The organism is Klebsiella sp. GG_Kp175, from assembly GCF_040062325.1.
Taxonomy (GTDB): Bacteria; Pseudomonadota; Gammaproteobacteria; order Enterobacterales; family Enterobacteriaceae; genus Klebsiella; species Klebsiella quasipneumoniae.
This window is the reverse complement of record NZ_JBEAFX010000004.1, coordinates 431,359-449,437: the sequence shown is the minus strand read 5'-3', so window position 1 is coordinate 449,437 and position 18,079 is coordinate 431,359. Positions and strand designations below refer to the sequence as shown.

Annotated in this window: 17 protein-coding genes; 11 read left to right on the top strand and 6 right to left on the bottom strand. The window is 57.6% G+C overall.

The window, feature by feature from the left end:
• Nucleotides 1-2 precede the first annotated feature (2 nt).
• The 3 genes from ABLU73_RS10935 (at nt 3) to hslJ (ending at nt 2,205) form a co-directional block, all read left to right on the top strand.
• Nucleotides 3-503: a DedA family protein gene (locus ABLU73_RS10935; protein ID WP_004204015.1), complete on the top strand. Its 501-nt coding sequence runs from the start codon at nt 3-5 to the stop codon at nt 501-503.
• A gap of 148 nt (nt 504-651) precedes the next feature.
• Nucleotides 652-1,641 (top strand): 2-hydroxyacid dehydrogenase, encoded by a 990-nt coding sequence (locus ABLU73_RS10930; RefSeq protein WP_004204014.1) that lies wholly within the window; start codon nt 652-654, stop codon nt 1,639-1,641.
• Nucleotides 1,642-1,764: 123 nt separating this feature from the next.
• Nucleotides 1,765-2,205: a heat shock protein HslJ gene (hslJ, locus tag ABLU73_RS10925; protein WP_004204013.1), complete on the top strand. Its 441-nt coding sequence runs from the start codon at nt 1,765-1,767 to the stop codon at nt 2,203-2,205.
• A gap of 31 nt (nt 2,206-2,236) precedes the next feature.
• On the opposite strand, the gene ABLU73_RS10920 is transcribed toward hslJ, so the two are convergent.
• Nucleotides 2,237-2,500 (bottom strand): DUF333 domain-containing protein, encoded by a 264-nt coding sequence (locus ABLU73_RS10920; protein ID WP_004140155.1) that lies wholly within the window; start codon nt 2,498-2,500, stop codon nt 2,237-2,239.
• A gap of 361 nt (nt 2,501-2,861) precedes the next feature.
• On the opposite strand from ABLU73_RS10920, the gene nifJ reads away from it, so the two are divergent.
• The 5 genes from nifJ (at nt 2,862) to ttcA (ending at nt 9,911) form a co-directional block, all read left to right on the top strand.
• Nucleotides 2,862-6,389: a pyruvate:ferredoxin (flavodoxin) oxidoreductase gene (gene nifJ, locus ABLU73_RS10915; protein WP_264923502.1), complete on the top strand. Its 3,528-nt coding sequence runs from the start codon at nt 2,862-2,864 to the stop codon at nt 6,387-6,389.
• 357 nt (nt 6,390-6,746) lie between these two features.
• Nucleotides 6,747-7,871 carry a porin OmpK37 gene (gene ompK37 / locus ABLU73_RS10910; RefSeq protein ID WP_348850197.1) on the top strand — a complete coding sequence of 375 codons (1,125 nt, stop codon included), beginning with the start codon at nt 6,747-6,749 and terminating at the stop codon, nt 7,869-7,871.
• 142 nt (nt 7,872-8,013) lie between these two features.
• Nucleotides 8,014-8,226: a KTSC domain-containing protein gene (locus ABLU73_RS10905; RefSeq protein ID WP_048294652.1), complete on the top strand. Its 213-nt coding sequence runs from the start codon at nt 8,014-8,016 to the stop codon at nt 8,224-8,226.
• Nucleotides 8,227-8,307: 81 nt separating this feature from the next.
• Nucleotides 8,308-8,742: a universal stress protein UspF gene (gene uspF / locus ABLU73_RS10900; protein WP_017898748.1), complete on the top strand. Its 435-nt coding sequence runs from the start codon at nt 8,308-8,310 to the stop codon at nt 8,740-8,742.
• A gap of 233 nt (nt 8,743-8,975) precedes the next feature.
• Nucleotides 8,976-9,911, top strand: coding sequence for a tRNA 2-thiocytidine(32) synthetase TtcA (gene ttcA / locus ABLU73_RS10895; protein ID WP_008805150.1), 936 nt, complete (start codon nt 8,976-8,978; stop codon nt 9,909-9,911).
• A 45-nt stretch (nt 9,912-9,956) separates the two neighbouring features.
• On the opposite strand, the gene dbpA is transcribed toward ttcA, so the two are convergent.
• The 3 genes from dbpA to zntB all read right to left on the bottom strand — a co-directional run bounded on the left by dbpA (nt 9,957) and on the right by zntB (nt 12,840).
• Nucleotides 9,957-11,330: an ATP-dependent RNA helicase DbpA gene (gene dbpA, locus ABLU73_RS10890; RefSeq protein WP_004203986.1), complete on the bottom strand. Its 1,374-nt coding sequence runs from the start codon at nt 11,328-11,330 to the stop codon at nt 9,957-9,959.
• A 14-nt stretch (nt 11,331-11,344) separates the two neighbouring features.
• A complete protein-coding gene (locus ABLU73_RS10885; RefSeq protein ID WP_071592553.1) occupies nt 11,345-11,539 on the bottom strand; it encodes a hypothetical protein in 195 nt (64 codons plus the stop codon).
• 317 nt (nt 11,540-11,856) lie between these two features.
• Nucleotides 11,857-12,840: a zinc transporter ZntB gene (zntB, locus tag ABLU73_RS10880; RefSeq protein WP_004203984.1), complete on the bottom strand. Its 984-nt coding sequence runs from the start codon at nt 12,838-12,840 to the stop codon at nt 11,857-11,859.
• A gap of 278 nt (nt 12,841-13,118) precedes the next feature.
• On the opposite strand from zntB, the gene ABLU73_RS10875 reads away from it, so the two are divergent.
• The 3 genes from ABLU73_RS10875 (at nt 13,119) to ABLU73_RS10865 (ending at nt 15,374) form a co-directional block, all read left to right on the top strand.
• Nucleotides 13,119-13,862 (top strand): DeoR/GlpR family DNA-binding transcription regulator, encoded by a 744-nt coding sequence (locus ABLU73_RS10875; protein WP_053810500.1) that lies wholly within the window; start codon nt 13,119-13,121, stop codon nt 13,860-13,862.
• Nucleotides 13,825-14,943, top strand: coding sequence for an oxidoreductase (locus tag ABLU73_RS10870; protein WP_080837638.1), 1,119 nt, complete (start codon nt 13,825-13,827; stop codon nt 14,941-14,943). The genes ABLU73_RS10875 and ABLU73_RS10870 overlap by 38 nt, the downstream gene beginning before the upstream one ends.
• Nucleotides 14,944-15,179: 236 nt before the next feature.
• The gene (locus tag ABLU73_RS10865; RefSeq protein WP_049002858.1) at nt 15,180-15,374 is read left to right on the top strand and encodes a hypothetical protein; all 195 of its coding nucleotides are present in this window, start codon (nt 15,180-15,182) and stop codon (nt 15,372-15,374) included.
• Between the two features lie 112 nt (nt 15,375-15,486).
• Here ABLU73_RS10865 and ABLU73_RS10860 read toward each other — a convergent pair whose 3' ends face one another.
• Together ABLU73_RS10860 and ABLU73_RS10855 are read right to left on the bottom strand one after the other, a co-directional pair.
• Entirely contained in the window at nt 15,487-16,236 is a 750-nt protein-coding gene (locus ABLU73_RS10860; RefSeq protein ID WP_049002860.1) for a hypothetical protein, read from the bottom strand.
• A 250-nt stretch (nt 16,237-16,486) separates the two neighbouring features.
• The gene (locus ABLU73_RS10855) at nt 16,487-17,866 is read right to left on the bottom strand and encodes an amino acid permease (RefSeq protein ID WP_004203977.1); all 1,380 of its coding nucleotides are present in this window, start codon (nt 17,864-17,866) and stop codon (nt 16,487-16,489) included.
• Nucleotides 17,867-18,079: the final 213 nt, after the last annotated feature.

Here is an 18,079-nt window from a genome sequence, read left to right as displayed (position 1 = left end):
CGGTGTCGTTAATTATCTCGCTCATTGAGAGCGCACAGGGCCACTATCCATTGGTATTACTGATGGTTTTCTTGCTCACTTTCACTAAATCCTGCGCGCTGGTGTCGCTGGCCATCCCGGGCACCTCCGGCCTGCTGCTGCTGGGGACATTCGCTTCCGCCAGCCTCGGTCATTTCCTGCTAATGTGGTCCAGCGCCAGCCTCGGCGCCATCGGCGGATTCTGGCTCTCGTGGTGGTTGGGCGTTCGCTATCGTCACCGCCTTACGCAGTTACGCTGGCTGACCGCCGAGCGGCTGGCCCGCAGCCGACTCTTTTTTCAGCGCCGCGGGCTGTGGGCGGTCTTTTTCAGCCGCTTTCTCTCTCCCCTGCGCGCCACCCTGCCCCTGGTCAGCGGCGCCAGCGGCCTGCCGCTGTGGTCGTTTCAGCTGGCTAACGTCAGCTCCGGTCTGCTGTGGCCGTTTCTGCTGCTCTCCCCCGGCGCTTTAAGCCTGAGTTTGTGGTAAAAAAAACTTTGTCTTTCAAAGAGATTCCTCAAATCCGCGATATGCTCTAGAATTAGGATAAGCACCTGCCATTTAAACTATTTTTTAATAATTGTACGATTATTTTAAATATGCTACCGTGACGTTATAATCACTGGAGAAAAGTCTTATGAAAATCGCGGTTTACAGTACGAAGCAGTACGATAAAAAGTACCTGCAGCACGTGAATGATACCTACGGCTTTGAACTGGAATTCTTCGACTTCCTGCTGACTGAGAAAACCGCCAAAACCGCCAACGGTTGCGAAGCGGTATGCATCTTCGTCAATGACGACGGCAGCCGTCCGGTGCTGGAGGAGCTGAAGGCCCACGGCGTGAAGTATATCGCCCTGCGCTGCGCCGGGTTTAACAACGTCGACCTCGAGGCGGCGAAAGAGCTTGGCCTGCGCGTCGTGCGCGTCCCGGCCTACTCGCCGGAAGCGGTGGCTGAGCATGCGATCGGCATGATGATGTCGCTTAACCGCCGCATCCACCGCGCCTACCAGCGTACCCGTGATGCTAATTTCTCCCTGGAAGGCCTCACCGGTTTCACCATGTATGGTAAAACCGCCGGGGTGATCGGCACCGGGAAAATTGGCGTGGCGATGCTGCGGATCCTCAAAGGTTTTGGCATGCGTCTGCTGGCGTTCGACCCGTACCCAAGCGCCGCCGCGCTGGAGTTGGGGGTGGAATATGTCGACCTCGCCACGCTGTACAAGGAGTCGGACGTGATCTCCCTGCACTGCCCGCTGACCGACGAAAACTACCATCTGCTCAATCGCGGGGCTTTCGATCAGATGAAGGACGGAGTGATGGTGATTAACACCAGCCGCGGCGCGCTGATCGACTCCCAGGCGGCCATCGATGCCCTGAAGCACCAAAAAATTGGCGCGCTGGGGCTGGACGTTTATGAGAACGAACGCGATCTGTTCTTCGAAGACAAATCCAACGACGTGATCCAGGATGACGTCTTCCGTCGCCTCTCCGCCTGCCACAACGTGCTGTTCACCGGCCATCAGGCGTTCCTCACCGCCGAGGCGCTGATCAGCATTTCGGAGACCACCCTGGGCAATCTGCAGCAGGTCGCCAACGGTGAAACCTGCCCGAACGCTATCGTCTGATTCCTTTCCCTTTTGTGCTCCTCTCCCCGGGGGGAGCACATTCAGATAATCCCCACAGATCCCCGCTGCGATACCGTTACACTGGCTTTGTTTTATTAGTAATGTGAATGTTTAGGAGTGAAAATGAACAAATTTGCGGCATTACTGGCGGCAGGGTTGCTGCTGTCCGGCTGTGTCTATAACAGTAAGGTGTCCACCGGCGCGGAACAGCTACAGCATCATCGTTTCGTGCTGACCAGCGTCAACGGCCAGGCGGTAAACGCTGGCGACCGGCCGCTGGAGCTGAGCTTCGGCGAGAAGATGGCTATCACCGGCAATATGTATGTTTCGGGCAATATGTGCAACGGCTTCAGCGGGGAAGGTAAGGTGTCGGACGGCGAGCTGAAGGTCAAATCGCTGGCGATGACCCGGATGCTGTGCCACGATGCCCAGCTTAATACCCTTGATGCGACCATTGGTAAGATGCTGCGCGAGGGCGCGCAGGTTGATCTGACGGAAAACCAGTTGACGCTGGCGACCGCCGACCAGACGCTGGTCTATAAGCTCGCCGACCTGATGCACTAGCCGGCGTTTTGAGCCCGCTGCGGGGCTGCCATTAATAGCCGCAGCTTCCGCCCGCCAGCGCCTGCTCGCTGCAGCGTTTACCGTTCGGCAGCGCGCACATGCCAATCGCTGAACCATCGAGCTGACGAGCCACCGATAACGAGCCTCCTATCATGGCGCAGTTGGCCTGACCGGCGTCGCTCATCGCCGCCCGCATTCCTGGCGTGACGTGCGCCGCCGTGGCCTGCTGAACGGGTTCACTACTGCACGCCGACAGCAACAGCGCCGCACACCCCACTAACATCGCAGCTCGCATTTTCTCTCCCCTCGGAAACGTCTTAAAAAGCAAACCCAAGAATAATAGGCAGCGTGGCGCGCGGCGTCGAGAGGGGAAGTACGTATTTATGCGTCTCATTAACATTTTCTAGCAAATTTCTGCGTAAAGGTTGATCTGCACCGGGATAGTCACCGGGCGATGGCTCGCCTTCACGTCCAGAAAAGCTACTTTCTCCGCGAACCGCGCAAAATATTGATCTGGTCACGGGTAGCCGTCGTATTGAGGACACAAATGCAAAAATGGCGGCGCCAACGGTTTGCTAAACTACCTCTTATATAATTACAGGGCGCGTCGCGGTTTCACGCGTCCATTCTTTTGCGCAATGTAAGGGTGTCTTCATATGATTACGATTGATGGTAATGGCGCGGTCGCTTCCGTCGCGTTTCGCACCAGTGAAGTTATCGCCATCTACCCGATCACGCCCAGTTCAACGATGGCGGAACAGGCTGACGCCTGGGCCGGCAATGGGCTGAAAAACGTCTGGGGCGATGTGCCACGCGTGGTCGAAATGCAGTCGGAGGCAGGCGCCATTGGCGCCGTACATGGCGCGCTGCAGACTGGCGCCCTCTCCACGTCCTTTACCTCATCGCAGGGCCTGCTGCTGATGATCCCCACGCTGTACAAACTGGCCGGCCAGCTGATGCCGTTTGTCCTGCACGTCGCCGCCCGCACTGTCGCCACCCACGCGCTGTCGATCTTCGGCGACCATTCCGATGTGATGGCCGTGCGTCAGACCGGGTGCGCCATGCTGTGCGCCAGCAGCGTTCAGGAAGCGCAGGATTTCGCGCTGATATCGCATATCGCCACGCTGCAAAGCCGGGTGCCGTTTATTCATTTCTTTGATGGTTTCCGCACTTCGCACGAAATCAACAAAATCGCCCCGCTGGCGGATGACACGATTCGCGCCCTGCTGCCGCAGGAGAAAATCGCTGAGCATCGCCAGCGCGCGCTCAATCCGGAACACCCGGTGATCCGCGGGACCTCCGCCAACCCTGACACCTACTTCCAGTCGCGGGAGGCCACCAACCCGTGGTACGACGCGGTTTATGATCATGTCGAGAAAGCGATGGATGACTTCGCCGCCGCCACCGGCCGCCATTACAAACCGTTTGAGTTTTACGGCCATCCGCAGGCGGAACGCGTGATCGTCATTATGGGCTCGGCCATCGGCACCTGCGAAGAGGTGGTCGATGAACTGCTGAGCCGCAGCGAGAAAGTCGGCGTCCTGAAAGTGCGCCTCTATCGCCCATTCTCCGCCGCCCACCTGCTGGCAGCGCTGCCGGAGAGCGCCCGGGCGGTGGCGGTGCTGGATCGCACCAAAGAACCTGGCGCGCACGCGGAGCCACTGTATCTCGACGTGATGACCGCCCTGGCGGAAGCCTTTAACCGCGGCGAGCGCGAGACGCTGCCGCGGACCATCGGCGGCCGCTACGGTCTCTCTTCCAAGGAGTTCGGTCCGGAATGCGTGCTGGCGATATTCCATGAGCTGCAGGCCGCCCAGCCGAAGCCGCGCTTTACCGTCGGCATCTATGACGACGTGACCAACCTGTCGCTGCCGCTGGGCGAAAATACTCTGCCATCAGAGGCCAAGCTCGAAGCGCTGTTCTACGGCCTCGGCAGCGACGGCAGCGTGTCGGCCACCAAAAATAATATCAAAATCATCGGCAATTCCACCCCGTGGTTCTCCCAGGGGTACTTTGTCTATGACTCGAAGAAGGCGGGCGGCCTGACCGTCTCCCATCTGCGGGTCAGCGAAAAGCCGATTCGTTCTTCGTATCTGATTTCGCAGGCCGATTTCGTTGGCTGCCACCAGCTGCAGTTTATCGATAAATACCAGATGGCCGAGCGGCTGAAGCACGGCGGCATTTTCCTGCTCAACACGCCGTACAGCGCCGATGAAGTCTGGTCCCGCCTGCCGCAGGAAGTGCAGGCCACCCTGAATCAGAAAAAAGCGCGTTTTTACGTGGTCAACGCGGCGAAGATCGCCCGCGAATGTAGCCTTGGGGCGCGCATTAATACCGTGATGCAGATGGCGTTCTTCCATCTGACTCACATCCTGCCTGGCGACAGCGCGCTGGCGGAACTGCAGGCGGCCATCGCCAAAAGCTACAGCAGCAAAGGCCAGGAGCTGGTGGAACGCAACTGGCAGGCGCTGGCCCTGGCCCGCGAATCGCTGGCGGAAGTGCCGCTGCAGCCGGTGAATGCCAACAGTCCGAACCGCCCGCCGGTGGTCTCCGACGCCGCGCCGGATTTCGTCAAAACGGTCACCGCCGCGATGCTGGCCGGTCTCGGGGATGCGCTGCCGGTCTCCGCCCTACCGCCGGACGGCACCTGGCCCATGGGCACCACGCGCTGGGAGAAACGCAACATCGCCGAAGAGATCCCCATCTGGAAGGAAGCGCTATGTACCCAGTGCAACCACTGCGTCGCCGCCTGCCCGCACTCGGCAATCCGCGCCAAAGTGGTCGCGCCGGAAGAGATGGAGAACGCTCCTGCCAGTCTGCACTCGCTGGACGTCAAGTCCCGCGATATGCGCGGGCAGAAATACGTACTGCAGGTCGCCCCGGAAGACTGCACCGGCTGCAACCTGTGCGTGGAAGTGTGCCCGGCAAAAGATCGCCAGAATCCGGAGATCAAGGCCATCAATATGATGTCGCGCCTGGAGCATGTGGAAGAGGAGAAAGTGAATTACGATTACTTCCTCAACCTGCCGGAAATCGACCGCAGCAAACTGGAGCGTATTGATATCCGCACTTCGCAGCTGATCAGCCCGCTGTTTGAATACTCCGGCGCCTGCTCCGGCTGTGGCGAAACGCCGTATATCAAACTACTGACCCAACTGTATGGCGACCGGATGCTGATTGCCAATGCCACCGGCTGCTCATCCATTTACGGCGGCAACCTGCCCTCGACCCCGTACACGACCGACGCCAACGGCCGCGGCCCGGCGTGGGCCAACTCGCTGTTTGAGGATAACGCTGAATTCGGGCTCGGCTTCCGCTTAACCGTCGATCAACATCGCCAGCGCGTGATGCGCCTGCTGAGCGAATTCGCCGACCAGCTGCCGGCAGAGCTGAACGCGGCGCTGCATGCCGAGGCGACGCCGGAAGCGCGCCGTGAACAAGTGGCGGCCCTGCGCCAGGCGCTGACCGGCGTGCAAGGCGCTGAAGAGCTGCTGACCGATGCCGACGCGCTGGTGGAGAAATCCGTCTGGCTGATCGGCGGCGACGGCTGGGCCTACGATATCGGCTTCGGCGGCCTGGATCATGTGCTGAGCCTGACGGAAAACGTCAACATTCTGGTGCTGGATACCCAGTGTTACTCCAACACCGGCGGCCAGGCGTCAAAAGCCACCCCGCTGGGGGCGGTCACTAAGTTTGGCGAGCACGGTAAACGCAAGGCGCGCAAAGATCTTGGCGTCAGCATGATGATGTACGGTCATGTCTATGTGGCGCAGATTTCGCTGGGCGCGCAGCTGAACCAGACGGTGAAAGCGATTCAGGAAGCGGAAGCCTATCCGGGGCCGTCGCTGATCATCGCCTACAGTCCTTGCGAAGAGCATGGCTACGATCTGGCGCTCAGCCACGATCAAATGCGTCAGCTGACCGCCACCGGCTTCTGGCCGCTCTACCGCTTCGACCCACGTCGGGCGGAAGAAGGCAAGATCCCGCTGGCGCTCGACTCTCGCCCACCGTCAGACGCCCTGGCTGAGACGCTGCTCAATGAGCAACGCTTCCGTCGCCTGAATGCGCAGCAGCCGGAAGTGGCGGAGCAGCTGTGGAAAGATGCTGCCGCCGACCTGCAGAAGCGCTACGACTTCCTCGCCCAGCTGGCTGGCAAAGCGGAGAAATCACCGAGCGAGAGCTAAGGTTATTTTCCATCCCGCAGCCATAAAAAAAGCCCGAACATAAAGTTCGGGCTTGTCGTTTTACCGATAACAAAATCATTCCGCAGAATGCGACGGCAAATAAAAATGCTTGGCATGACAATAAAGGCATATAACGCCCGAATAATACGCGATCAAACTGACCATGTATAATTTTTATTTTGTATATTAGCTGAAGATGTATTCATCATAATTATCACCATTACTTCAGTATTATTTTATTTAGAATTTACTTATATCGTAACAATTGAGTCTTACCATATCTCAGACCGCTCCTTTAGCATGAGTTCACTTCCTTCCCGGAAGCTAAAACATAAAAACAGTTAAAGGAATTTCTTCATGAAAAGAAAAGTACTGGCCCTCGTTATTCCGGCTTTATTAGCCGCTGGCGCCGCACATGCGGCGGAAATTTATAATAAAGACGGAAATAAATTAGATGTCTATGGCAAGGTAGACGGTCTGCACTATTTCTCCAGCGACTCGAAAAAAGACGGCGACCAAACTTACGTTCGCTTTGGCTTTAAAGGCGAAACCCAGATCAACGATATGCTCACCGGTTACGGCCAGTGGGAATACAACGTTCAGGCCAACAATACCGAAAGCGCCGGCGATCAGGCGTGGACCCGTCTGGCCTTCGCCGGTATCAAAGTGGGCGATTACGGTTCCTTCGACTACAGTCGTAACTACGGCGTGCTGTACGACGTCGAAGGCTGGACCGATATGCTGCCGGAGTTCGGCGGCGACTCTTACACCTATGCGGATAACTTTATGGCAGGCCGCGCCAACGGCGTCGCGACCTACCGTAACAGCGACTTCTTCGGTCTGGTAGACGGTCTGAACTTCGCCCTGCAGTATCAGGGTAAAAACGAAGGCCAGAACGCCCAGGACATCAACGTCGGCACCAACAACCGCAGCAGCGACAGCGATGTTCGCTTTGACAACGGCGACGGTTTCGGTCTTTCCACCTCCTATAACTTCGGCATGGGCATCAGCGCGGCAGCGGCCTACACCTCATCTGACCGTACCAACGACCAGATGACCCAGACCAACGCCCGTGGCGATAAAGCTGAAGCCTGGACCGCTGGCCTGAAGTACGACGCCAACAATATCTACCTGGCGACCATGTACTCTGAAACCCGCAACATGACCCCTTACGGCAACGACGGCGTGGCCAACAAAACGCAAAACTTCGAAGTCACCGCTCAGTATCAGTTCGACTTTGGTCTGCGTCCGGCTATCTCCTATCTGCAGTCCAAAGGCAAAGATCTCTATAATACCGGCAGCTACGCCGATAAAGATCTGGTCAAATATATGGACGTCGGCGCCACCTATTACTTCAACCGTAATATGTCAACCTACGTTGATTACAAAATCAATCTGCTGGATGACAACGACAGCTTCTACAAAGACAACGGTATCTCTACCGACAACATCATCGCGTTGGGCCTGGTTTACCAGTTCTGATGCGCCAGCCCGCCGGTTCCGGCGGGCTTTCTCTCTCTGCATCGCAGCAGCTAAAACAAAACAATATATCCCACCGCTTAAAATAAGCGTCCGTTTAGTGATATAGTCGTGCTCAGTCAGTGCCTGCCCGAGGACGTCCATCATGCATCATCACCCGGTTAAATCTTCCCGAATTATCTCTGTCGCCTATGATGACGCCTCCGCCACGCTGGAAATTTGTTTTTATCACCAGCCGCCGTTGCAATATACCGGCGTTCCACCGCGTATTTTTCGTGACTTTTTACAGGTGGTGTCAAAAGGTCGCTTTTATGACGGCGTGATAAAGGGAAAATTTCCCGAACACAAGCCACGTTAATGTCAAAGTGTGACTGCGGTCATGATACAAAACGTGCCATAATGCCGTACAATATGAGGGGATACTTAAACAGGAGGTTTTATGAGCAGAATGATTCTTGTCCCCATCGATATCTCTGATAAAGAATTTACTGAACGCATTATCAGTCACGTTGAATCGGAAGCGCGGATTGACGACGCTGAGGTCCATTTCCTCTCCGTTATCCCTTCCCTGCCTTATTATGCCTCACTGGGAATGGCCTATACCGCCGAACTGCCTGGTATGGATGAGCTGCGTGAAGGAACGGAAACGCAGCTTAAAGAACTCGCGAAACAGTTCTCTATCCCGGAAGATCGGAAACATTTTCACGTTGCCGAAGGATCGCCAAAAGATAAGATCCTGGCCCTCGCCAAGTCGCTACCCGCCGACCTGGTGATCATCGCTTCGCACCGGCCGGATATCACCACCTATCTGCTGGGCTCCAACGCCGCCGCGGTGGTCCGCCACGCCGAGTGCTCGGTGCTGGTCGTCCGCTAGCGCCACAGCCCGCCGCCCGGCGGGCTGTTTATTTTTACTTCTGCTCCACCAGCTTGCCTGCCCGCAGCGGAAAGTGCCGGAAAGATGCTGACATTCCGCCCCTGAATCCGTACCATACACGCCACGGTTGTCTGTCAGACCTCATTAATTGCTACGCGCCAGCGCCACGTTGTCCAGCGGCTGGCACAACGCGTGCTCTTCTGATGCCACACTATGAATTGAGCCACTATTACATGCTGCAAAATCAAGAAATTAGTAAAAAAGAAAAATACAACATCGATAAGCTGCAGAAACGTCTGCGCCGCAACGTCGGTGAGGCGATCGCCGACTTCAATATGATTGAAGAGGGCGACCGCATTATGGTTTGTCTGTCAGGCGGCAAGGACAGCTATACCATGCTGGAGATCCTGCGTAACCTGCAGAAAAGCGCGCCCATCTCCTTCTCGCTGGTGGCGGTGAATCTCGACCAGAAACAGCCTGGGTTCCCGGAGCATATTCTGCCGGCGTATCTTGAGCAGCTGGGCGTTGAATATAAGATTGTTGAAGAGAACACCTACGGCATCGTCAAAGAGAAGATCCCGGAAGGGAAAACCACCTGCTCGCTGTGCTCTCGCCTGCGTCGCGGCATTCTCTACCGTACCGCCACCGAACTTGGCGCCACCAAGATTGCCCTCGGCCATCATCGAGACGACATCCTGCAGACGCTGTTCCTGAATATGTTCTACGGCGGCAAAATGAAAGGAATGCCGCCGAAGCTGATGAGCGACGACGGCAAACACATCGTCATCCGCCCGCTGGCCTACTGCCGCGAAAAGGACATCGAGCGCTTCTCCCAGGCCAAGGGCTTCCCGATCATTCCTTGCAACCTGTGCGGTTCGCAGCCTAACCTGCAGCGCCAGGTGATCGCCGATATGCTTCGCGACTGGGATAAGCGTTATCCGGGACGCATTGAAACCATGTTTAGCGCAATGCAGAACGTGGTGCCTTCGCACCTGAGCGACGTTAATCTGTTTGATTTTAAAGGTATCACCCACGGCTCCGAGGTGGTGGACGGCGGCGATTTAGCGTTTGACAGGGAAGAGATTCCCCTGCAGCCTGCCGGCTGGCAGCCGGAGGAAGAGGACGCCCGGTTGGATGAGCTGCGTCTGAACGTAGTGGAAGTCAAGTAACCCGCAAGCGTCTCAGGCCGCCGCCTGAGACGCGCTATGCTGCCCTTACTTCAGCAGTCGTACGCGGCAGGCTTTGCCTTTGATCTTGCCGTTTTGTAACTGCTTATACGCCTTCTGCGCCATATTCTGGCGGATCGCCACATAGACGTGGGCCGGGTGGACGTTAATTTTGCCGATATCGGCGCCATCAAATCCCATATCACCGGTCAACGCCCCCAGCACATCCCCCGGGCGCATTTTCGCCTTTTTTCCGCCGTCGATGCACAGCGTCGCCATCTCCGCCGTCAGCGGCGTGATAGCGTTGCCCGCCGGCGCCGGCAGCCAGTTGAGGGATAACTGCAGCATGTCGGCCAGAATGGTGGCGCGCTGCGCCTCTTCCGGCGCGCAGAAGCTGATAGCCAGACCTTGTTCGCCGGCGCGGGCGGTACGGCCGATGCGGTGCACATGCACTTCCGGATCCCAGGCCAGCTCGAAGTTCACCACCAGCGCGAGAGATTTGATGTCCAGGCCGCGGGCAGCGACATCGGTCGCCACCAGAACCCGGACGCTGCCGTTCGCGAAGCGCACCAGCGTTTGATCGCGGTCGCGCTGCTCGAGGTCACCGTGCAGCGATAATGCGCTCTGCCCGGCGGCGTTGAGCGCATCGCAGACCGCCTGGCAATCGCGCTTGGTATTGCAGAACACCACGCAGGACGCCGGCTGATGCTGGCTGAGCAGACGCTGGAGCAGCGCAATCTTGCCGTGACGGGAAACTTCAAAGAACTGCTGTTCGATAGCCGGTAGCGCATCGACGCTGTCAATCTCAATCGTTTCCGGATGACGCTGCACCCGACCGCTGATCGCCGCGATCGCCGCAGGCCAGGTGGCGGAAAACAGCAGCGTCTGCCGGTCAGCCGGCGCGAAGCGGATCACCTCGTCGATGGCGTCGCTGAAGCCCATATCGAGCATGCGGTCCGCTTCATCCATCACCAGGGTCTGCAGCGCGTCGAGAGAGACCGTCCCCTTCTGCAGATGATCGAGCAGACGGCCCGGAGTGGCGACGATAATATGCGGGGCGTGCTGCAGTGAATCGCGCTGGGCGCCAAACGGCTGCCCGCCGCAGAGCATCAAAATCTTGATGTTCGGCAGGCAGCGCGCCAGACGGCGCAGCTCGCCGGCAACCTGATCGGCCAGTTCGCGGGTCGGACACAGCACCAGCGACTGGGTCTCAAAGCGCGACGGATCGATATGCTGCAGCAGACCCAGCCCGAAGGCGGCCGTTTTTCCGCTGCCGGTTTTTGCCTGCACGCGCACATCTTTCCCCGCGAGGATCGCCGGCAGGGCGGCGGCCTGAACCGGCGTCATCGACAGATAACCCAGCTCGTTAAGGTTGGCTAATTGGGCGGCAGGTAAAACAGTCAGGGTAGAAAAAGCGGTCACAATGTATTCTCGTATTAAAGGACAGACGATCTGCAGGCGCGTATCCTCGCAGATCTCCGCGCCTGATGCGACAATTTAATCGGCTCTTCATCAGGCGGCGGATCGGGCTGCGGCTGCGGACGCGGTCGTGGATCGGGTAAAGGAACCGGATCGTTCGGCTCGGGCGAGATGGGGATAGACTGGGCTGTCAGCCCTGAAGCGTAATGCATAGTGGCCTCCCGGAAAGTGATACGGGCGTACCCGCAGGCGTAAACGGCCTGAAGACCGTCGGGTGTCTTAGTAAGCGTAGAAGCTGGTCAGGAGAGCGCAAAAAAAAAGCCGACTCAACAAAGTCGGCGTCGTACGAATCAATTGTGCTATGCAGTAATTCAAAAAAGGAAGTAAGACAATATGGAGCGCAACGCCCATCGCTTGACGTTGCATTCACCTGCGAGAGAGATATTGCCCTGAATGGGTAGAGGGTTTATTGATTTCGCTCAAACATTGCCGGGTTTTCCCGGCATCATCGCTGCTAAAAGGCGATTCTTTACAACCATTTACTGCGATGTAACCACCATGCAACACCACCGATGACAACGACTAACATCAGGCAGAAGAGGCTAAACCCCAGATGCCAGCTGTTGCCAGGGATCCCGCCGAGGTTGACGCCGAACAGGCCGGTTAAAAAGGTGCTGGGCAGAAACACCATCGCCATCAAGGACATCGTATAGGTCCGCCGCGCCAGCGACTCCTGCATAATCTGGGCGATCTCATCGCTCATGATCGCCGTGCGGGCGATGCAGCTGTCGATCTCATCCAGCCCGCGCCCCAGCCGCTCGGCGATATCCTGCATCCGCCGCCGCTGATCGTCGCTCATCCACGGCAGTCGCTCGCTGGCCAGCCGGGCGTAAACATCGCGCTGCGGCGCCATATACCGGCGCATCACGATCAGCTGTTTACGCAGCAGGGCAAGGAAACCGCGCGGCGGCACCTGCTGATCGAGCAGGTCGTCTTCGAGGTCGATTATTCGGTCGTGCAGTTGTTCAATAAACTCACTGGCATGATCGGTCAGCGCGTCGCAGACTTCCACCAGCCAGCTGCCGCAGTCCGTCGGCCCATTGCCCTCCTTCAGGTCGCCCAGCACATCGTCAAGCGCCAGCACTTTGCGCTGACGAGTGGAGACGATCAGCCGCTCATCCATATAGAGACGCATCGCCACCAGCTGGTCTGGGCGTTCATCGGTGCTGCCGTTGATGCAGCGCAGGGTGATCAGCGCCCCGTCGCCGATCCGCGTTACCCGCGGTCGGGTGCTCTCGCCTGCCAGGGCATCGCGCACGTTATTGGGCAGTAGCGGGGTGGCAGCCAGCCAGTCGGCGCTGTCGCTATGGGTATAGTTGAGATGCAGCCAGCAGGGCTTCTCTTTGTCGATAATATCGTTATCGGCGAGCGGCTTCACGCCCCCCTGCCCGTCTAGCACCCACGCGAAGATCGCGTCCGGTATCTGCAACTCCGAGCCTTTAATCGCGTCCACTCAACCTCCGTTAATCCATGCCTGTCACATTGCACCCACTCTGTATAAGGTACGCGAAAGCGCGCTTTTTCGCTGTTTATTGCCCGGTGAAAGGGGCTAATCGCTTCATTAAAAAGCGCTTTCCCCCGGGCCGCGCCCACCTTCCTCATTTAACGTTAAAGTGTAGTGAAATCAAGTTCTTCAGGTTTTGCGCGCCTCAGTGCGACTTTTTGCGGTTTATTTTGCGACTTTATGCTGTATTATGCCGTTTATTGCGTCAACTTGCGGAGTCTCTCGTCATGCATAAGCTCGCCCGACAAAAACACATCCTCGACCGGCTGAGTGAAACCGGTCAGCTGAGCATCAGCGAACTGGTTGATGCGCTGCAGGTGTCGGCCGATACCATACGCCGGGATCTCAGCGAGCTGGAAAACCAGGGGGTACTGCAGAAAAGCCACGGCGGCGCCATCGCGCTTAACGTCCCGGCGATGACGCGCCAGGGAAGAAACGCCCTGCTCCCCGGAACCAAGCAGCGTCTCGGCCAGCAGGTCGCCGCGCGCATCCCCTCCGGTTCGACGCTGTTTCTCGACGCCGGGAGTACCCTGCTGGCCGTCGCTAGCCAGCTGAAAGGCCCCATGACCGTGATCACCGCTTCGCTGGATATCGCCCAGCTGTTTAGCGACCGCGCCGATATCCAGCTCATCCTGCTTGGCGGCCAGTGGGACAGTGAGCAGCGGCTGTTCGCCGGCAGCGCCACGCTGTCGCTGGTAGCGCGCTACCGCGCCGATATCGCGATTCTCGGCGCCTGCGCGTTGCATGCCGAGCTTGGACTGAGCGCCAGCCAGGAGGCCGATGCCGACGTAAAACGCGCCATGCTCGCCGCCAGCGCGGAACACTGGCTGGTGGCGGACCATACCAAAGTCAACCATTGCGAACCCTGGCTGGTGGCCGGTCTCAGCGACATTCACCATCTTTTCCTCGATCGTCCCTGGCCTGAGCTGGGGGATGACCCTGCCCTCTCTGTACATATTGCTGATGCTTAACAACGCGGAGAACCTGATGAGTAACAACACGATAAATATCGCCCTGATTGGCTATGGCTTCGTCGGTAAGACCTTCCACGCGCCGCTTATCCGTTCGGTGCCGGGCCTGAACCTGGCCTTCGTCGCCTCGCGTGATGAAGAAAAAGTCAAACGCGACCTGCCGGACGTCACGGTGATCGCCTCCCCCGAAGCGGCGGTCCAGCATCCGGATGTCGATCTGGTGGTCATCGCCTCCCCCAACGCCACGCACGCGCCGCTGGCCCGCCTGGCGCTGAACGCCGGCAAGCATGTGGTGGTGGACAAACCCTTTACCCTTGATATGCAGGAGGCCCGGGAGCTGATCGCCCTGGCGCAGGAGAAACAGCGCCTGCTCTCCGTCTTCCATAACCGCCGCTGGGACAGCGACTATCTCGGGATCCGTCAGGTTATTGAGCAGGGCGTCATCGGCACGGTGAAACATTTTGAGTCCCATTTCGACCGTTTCCGCCCGGAAGTCCGCGTCCGCTGGCGCGAGCAGAACGTCCCCGGCAGCGGCTTATGGTTTGATCTGGGGCCGCACCTGATCGATCAGGCGCTGCAGCTGTTTGGTCTGCCGCAGTCGGTACAGGGCAACATCGCCACCCTGCGCGACGGCGCGGAGATCAACGACTGGGCGCACGTGGTGTTAAACTACCCGGCGCATAAAGCGATCCTGCACTGTAGCATGCTGGTTGCGGGGGGCTCCTCGCGCTTTACCGTGCATGGCGATAAAGGCAGCGTTGTCAAAGCGCGGGCCGACCAGCAGGAGAGCCAGCTGCTGGCGGGTGTGGTACCGGGGAGCGCCGGCTGGGGTCAGGATGATGACAAGCTGGTGATCTATGACGCCTCGCTGCAGGCCCAAACTCAGCCTACCCCGTCGGGCGATCAGCGCCAGTACTATATGCAGATCCGCGACGCGCTGAAGGGCCAGATCGCCAATCCGGTGCCGCCGGTTGAAGCGCTGGCGGTAATGGCCGTTCTGGAAGCGGCGGTGCGTTCCGCGGAAAGCGGCGTGGCGCAAACCCTCGACCTGACCGCCGACGAGCGCAACGCGCTGCGCTAAGCCTGTCGCTACTCCGGTTATCTGCGCGGCCCGCAGGTAACCGGGTCACCGCCCTGACTCCAGAAATAATCACTGCCTGTCAGCAGATTATCCTTTCTTTATCCTGCCTTTTTGCGTAAAGCACCGCTGGAAATTTCAGCCAATTGGGAGGAGGATAGAGAACAGATCGATCGTGATGAGAAAAAGGTTGCTGACGCTGTGGACGCGGTGACCGCAATACCGGACAGGAGAAGCTCATGTACTACACGTTAGGAGATACCACTCTCCATTTTTATCGCTATCAGTGCAAATTTTACGTCGCCCACTGGGAAGGAGGGAACGTGATGAACGAAAAATTTAAACCGTTTATCGAGCAGATCACTGAGAAGACCGGGCTGGACGCGAAGCGCGTCGAGACCGCCGCGCGCGATTATTTTACTAACGTGGATTAACAGGCAGCCTGTTGCTGTATACCAAAGGCCAGGCCGACGCGCCTGCCGTTGATGTTTCCCCTTCCGCCGCCAGGGATCTCGTTGCCGCTGGCGGCTTTTCTTCCTGCCGGCGCTAAACGGTGGTCAGTTTTGCAAGGATCGCGGCGAAGGTGTCGCTGACGTTATCGCCGGCGAGCATTTTTTTGCGCAAGGTGATACTTCTGCCTGTCGACGGGATGAGCAGCCGGACTTTCGCATCATGACTGCCGCGCTCAGCGAGAACTACCTCGCGCAAAGGAATAATGTAGGTGTCGGCATAGAGACCCGGTGTAAATATCATCGACTCGTCGCTGACGCCAATCACCACCCGATTCTGCAGACGATAGCCGTTGCACAGCGCCAGAATACCGGCGGCAATAAATACGCCGCCAATACCCATGCCAATCATTAAGATAATTATCCCGGCGATGAGCGCCAGCGCTCCCTGCGGATAAAAAGCGGATGCATTAAAGGTTAATAGCTGGTGATTATCGTTGCGGCCCATCGCCCCGGTTGTTGACCGCCACGGGGTAAAACCGGCGTTAATCCGCGTTTGAAAACTGAACATACTGCCGACCAGAAAGATCATGCTGATGGGTATCATCACGATACCGCCAATAAAGGCCAGCACAATGGCCAGATAAGGATAGCGGCCAGACAGCATAATGCTGAGCGCCTGAACCACCACGGCGATAAACAGGGCAAGAACCAGCCAGGACCACATGCTGTCCACCCGACTATGGAAATTCAGTTGTCCTTCATCGAGTAATAAATTACGCGCGACAAAACAGATAATAATATTGACGAACAGGCCAATCCAGGCCAGCTTGTGCACATGCTTCATACCCTACTCCATTATGTATTTTATCATTCCATTTCCAGGCATTATAAAATAAAGACTCAATGCCGGCTGGATAGTAGCAAAGCGGTACGCAAGATCAATAAAAAGCGCGCGGTCACCTCACATTCTCATTTATATTCAGCGTGATATTGTTAGTTATCATTTATCGTAATTATATAAACCATCCTATATATTGGCGCTATATGTTTTCAGCGCAATAATATCGCCCTGCCGCCAGGCAGGGCGTCGCAGATTAACGCTCCTCCAGCGCCGCCACCGGCTCCAGCGCGCTTTTCCTGCGCAGCAGATAGCCTGCGGCAAGGATCAGCAGCCATACCGGGATCAGGCAGACGGAGATGCGGATGTCCGGGGTCAGATACATCACTCCGAGGATCCCGGCGAGAAACAGCAGACACAGCCAGTTTGTCAGGGGATAGGCGAAACTCTGGAAAGCCGTTACCTTCCCGGCCCGCTGCATCGCGCGGCGGAACTTAAGATGAGTGATGCAGATCATCGCCCAGTTGATGACCAGGGCGGCCACCACCAGGGCCATCAGCAGGGCAAAGGCTTTCCCGGGCATCACATAGTTAATCACCACGCAAAGCGCCGTGGCGACGGCGGATACCGCCAGGGCGGTCAATGGGATCCCGCGGTGGTTCACTCGCAGCAGCGCACGCGGGGCGTTGCCCTGCTGAGCCAGGCCGAACAGCATCCGGCTGTTGCAGTAGACGCAGCTGTTGTAGACCGACAGCGCGGCGGTGAGCACCACCAGATTGAGGGCGTTGGCCACAATATTGCTGTCAATGGCGTGAAAGATCAGCACAAAAGGGCTTCCCCCTTCCACGACGTTCCGCCACGGGTAGAGTGACAGCAGGACCGCCAGCGACCCCACGTAAAACAGCAGAATCCGGTAGATCACCTGGTTGGTGGCTTTGGGAATGGTTTTATGCGGCTCATCGGCTTCCGCCGCGGTGATCCCCACCAGCTCAAGCCCGCCGAAGGAGAACATGATCACCGCCATAGCCATCACCAAGCCCGTGATGCCGTTAGGGAAAAATCCCCCGTCCTGCCATAGGTTGGCCACCGTCGCCGCCGGGCCGCCGTGACCGCTAAATAACAGATAGCAGCCAAAGGCGATCATGCTGATGATGGCGGCCACTTTGACAATCGAGAACCAGAACTCCAGCTCGCCATACACTTTGACGTGCGTCAGGTTGATGGCATTGATCGCCACGAAGAAGATCGCCGCCGACAGCCAGGTGGGTACCTCCGGCCACCAGTACTGAATATAGATCCCCACCGCCGTCAGCTCCGCCATGCTTACCAGCACGTACAACACCCAGTAATTCCAGCCTGACATAAACCCGGCGAAGGGCCCCCAGTAGCGGTTGGCGAAATGGCTGAACGAACCCGCCACCGGCTCCTCTACCACCATTTCGCCAAGCTGACGCATGATAAAGAAGGCGATAACCCCGGCGATGGCGTACCCCAGCAGGACCGAAGGGCCTGCCATACGGATCGTTTGCGCAATACCTAAAAACAGTCCAGTGCCGACCGCCCCCCCGAGGGCAATCAACTGGATGTGGCGGTTTTTTAACCCGCGTTTTAACTGATGCTCTTGCTGCGTTGTCATCTCTGACCTGCCCCTGTCTGTAAAAAGTCACTTTCGCCGGTAGCAACTTTCAGGCCAGCGGATCGCCGCGCAGCGGCAGACAAAAAGTAATTCATTGAATTATATTGAATTATTGTTTTCGCATCAGTTCCGGTAGCTGCTCATCGCGGCGCTGACCTGGCGCATCACACGCGAAAAATGGCCAGATTACGCACAGATCATGAGAAAAAGAGC

Excerpts from the sequence above, each read along its gene's own strand:
- ABLU73_RS10930 (WP_004204014.1), top strand. The coding sequence starts at position 652 with ATGAAAATCGCGGTTTACAGTACGAAGCAGTACGATAAAAAGTACCTG.
- hslJ (WP_004204013.1), top strand. The coding sequence starts at position 1,765 with ATGAACAAATTTGCGGCATTACTGGCGGCAGGGTTGCTGCTGTCCGGC.
- ABLU73_RS10920 (WP_004140155.1), bottom strand. The coding sequence starts at position 2,500 with ATGCGAGCTGCGATGTTAGTGGGGTGTGCGGCGCTGTTGCTGTCGGCG.
- nifJ (WP_264923502.1), top strand. The coding sequence starts at position 2,862 with ATGATTACGATTGATGGTAATGGCGCGGTCGCTTCCGTCGCGTTTCGC.
- ompK37 (WP_348850197.1), top strand. The coding sequence starts at position 6,747 with ATGAAAAGAAAAGTACTGGCCCTCGTTATTCCGGCTTTATTAGCCGCT.
- ABLU73_RS10905 (WP_048294652.1), top strand. The coding sequence starts at position 8,014 with ATGCATCATCACCCGGTTAAATCTTCCCGAATTATCTCTGTCGCCTAT.
- uspF (WP_017898748.1), top strand. The coding sequence starts at position 8,308 with ATGAGCAGAATGATTCTTGTCCCCATCGATATCTCTGATAAAGAATTT.
- ttcA (WP_008805150.1), top strand. The coding sequence starts at position 8,976 with ATGCTGCAAAATCAAGAAATTAGTAAAAAAGAAAAATACAACATCGAT.
- ABLU73_RS10885 (WP_071592553.1), bottom strand. The coding sequence starts at position 11,539 with ATGCATTACGCTTCAGGGCTGACAGCCCAGTCTATCCCCATCTCGCCC.
- ABLU73_RS10875 (WP_053810500.1), top strand. The coding sequence starts at position 13,119 with ATGCATAAGCTCGCCCGACAAAAACACATCCTCGACCGGCTGAGTGAA.
- ABLU73_RS10870 (WP_080837638.1), top strand. The coding sequence starts at position 13,825 with ATGACCCTGCCCTCTCTGTACATATTGCTGATGCTTAACAACGCGGAG.
- ABLU73_RS10865 (WP_049002858.1), top strand. The coding sequence starts at position 15,180 with ATGTACTACACGTTAGGAGATACCACTCTCCATTTTTATCGCTATCAG.
- ABLU73_RS10860 (WP_049002860.1), bottom strand. The coding sequence starts at position 16,236 with ATGAAGCATGTGCACAAGCTGGCCTGGATTGGCCTGTTCGTCAATATT.
- ABLU73_RS10855 (WP_004203977.1), bottom strand. The coding sequence starts at position 17,866 with ATGACAACGCAGCAAGAGCATCAGTTAAAACGCGGGTTAAAAAACCGC.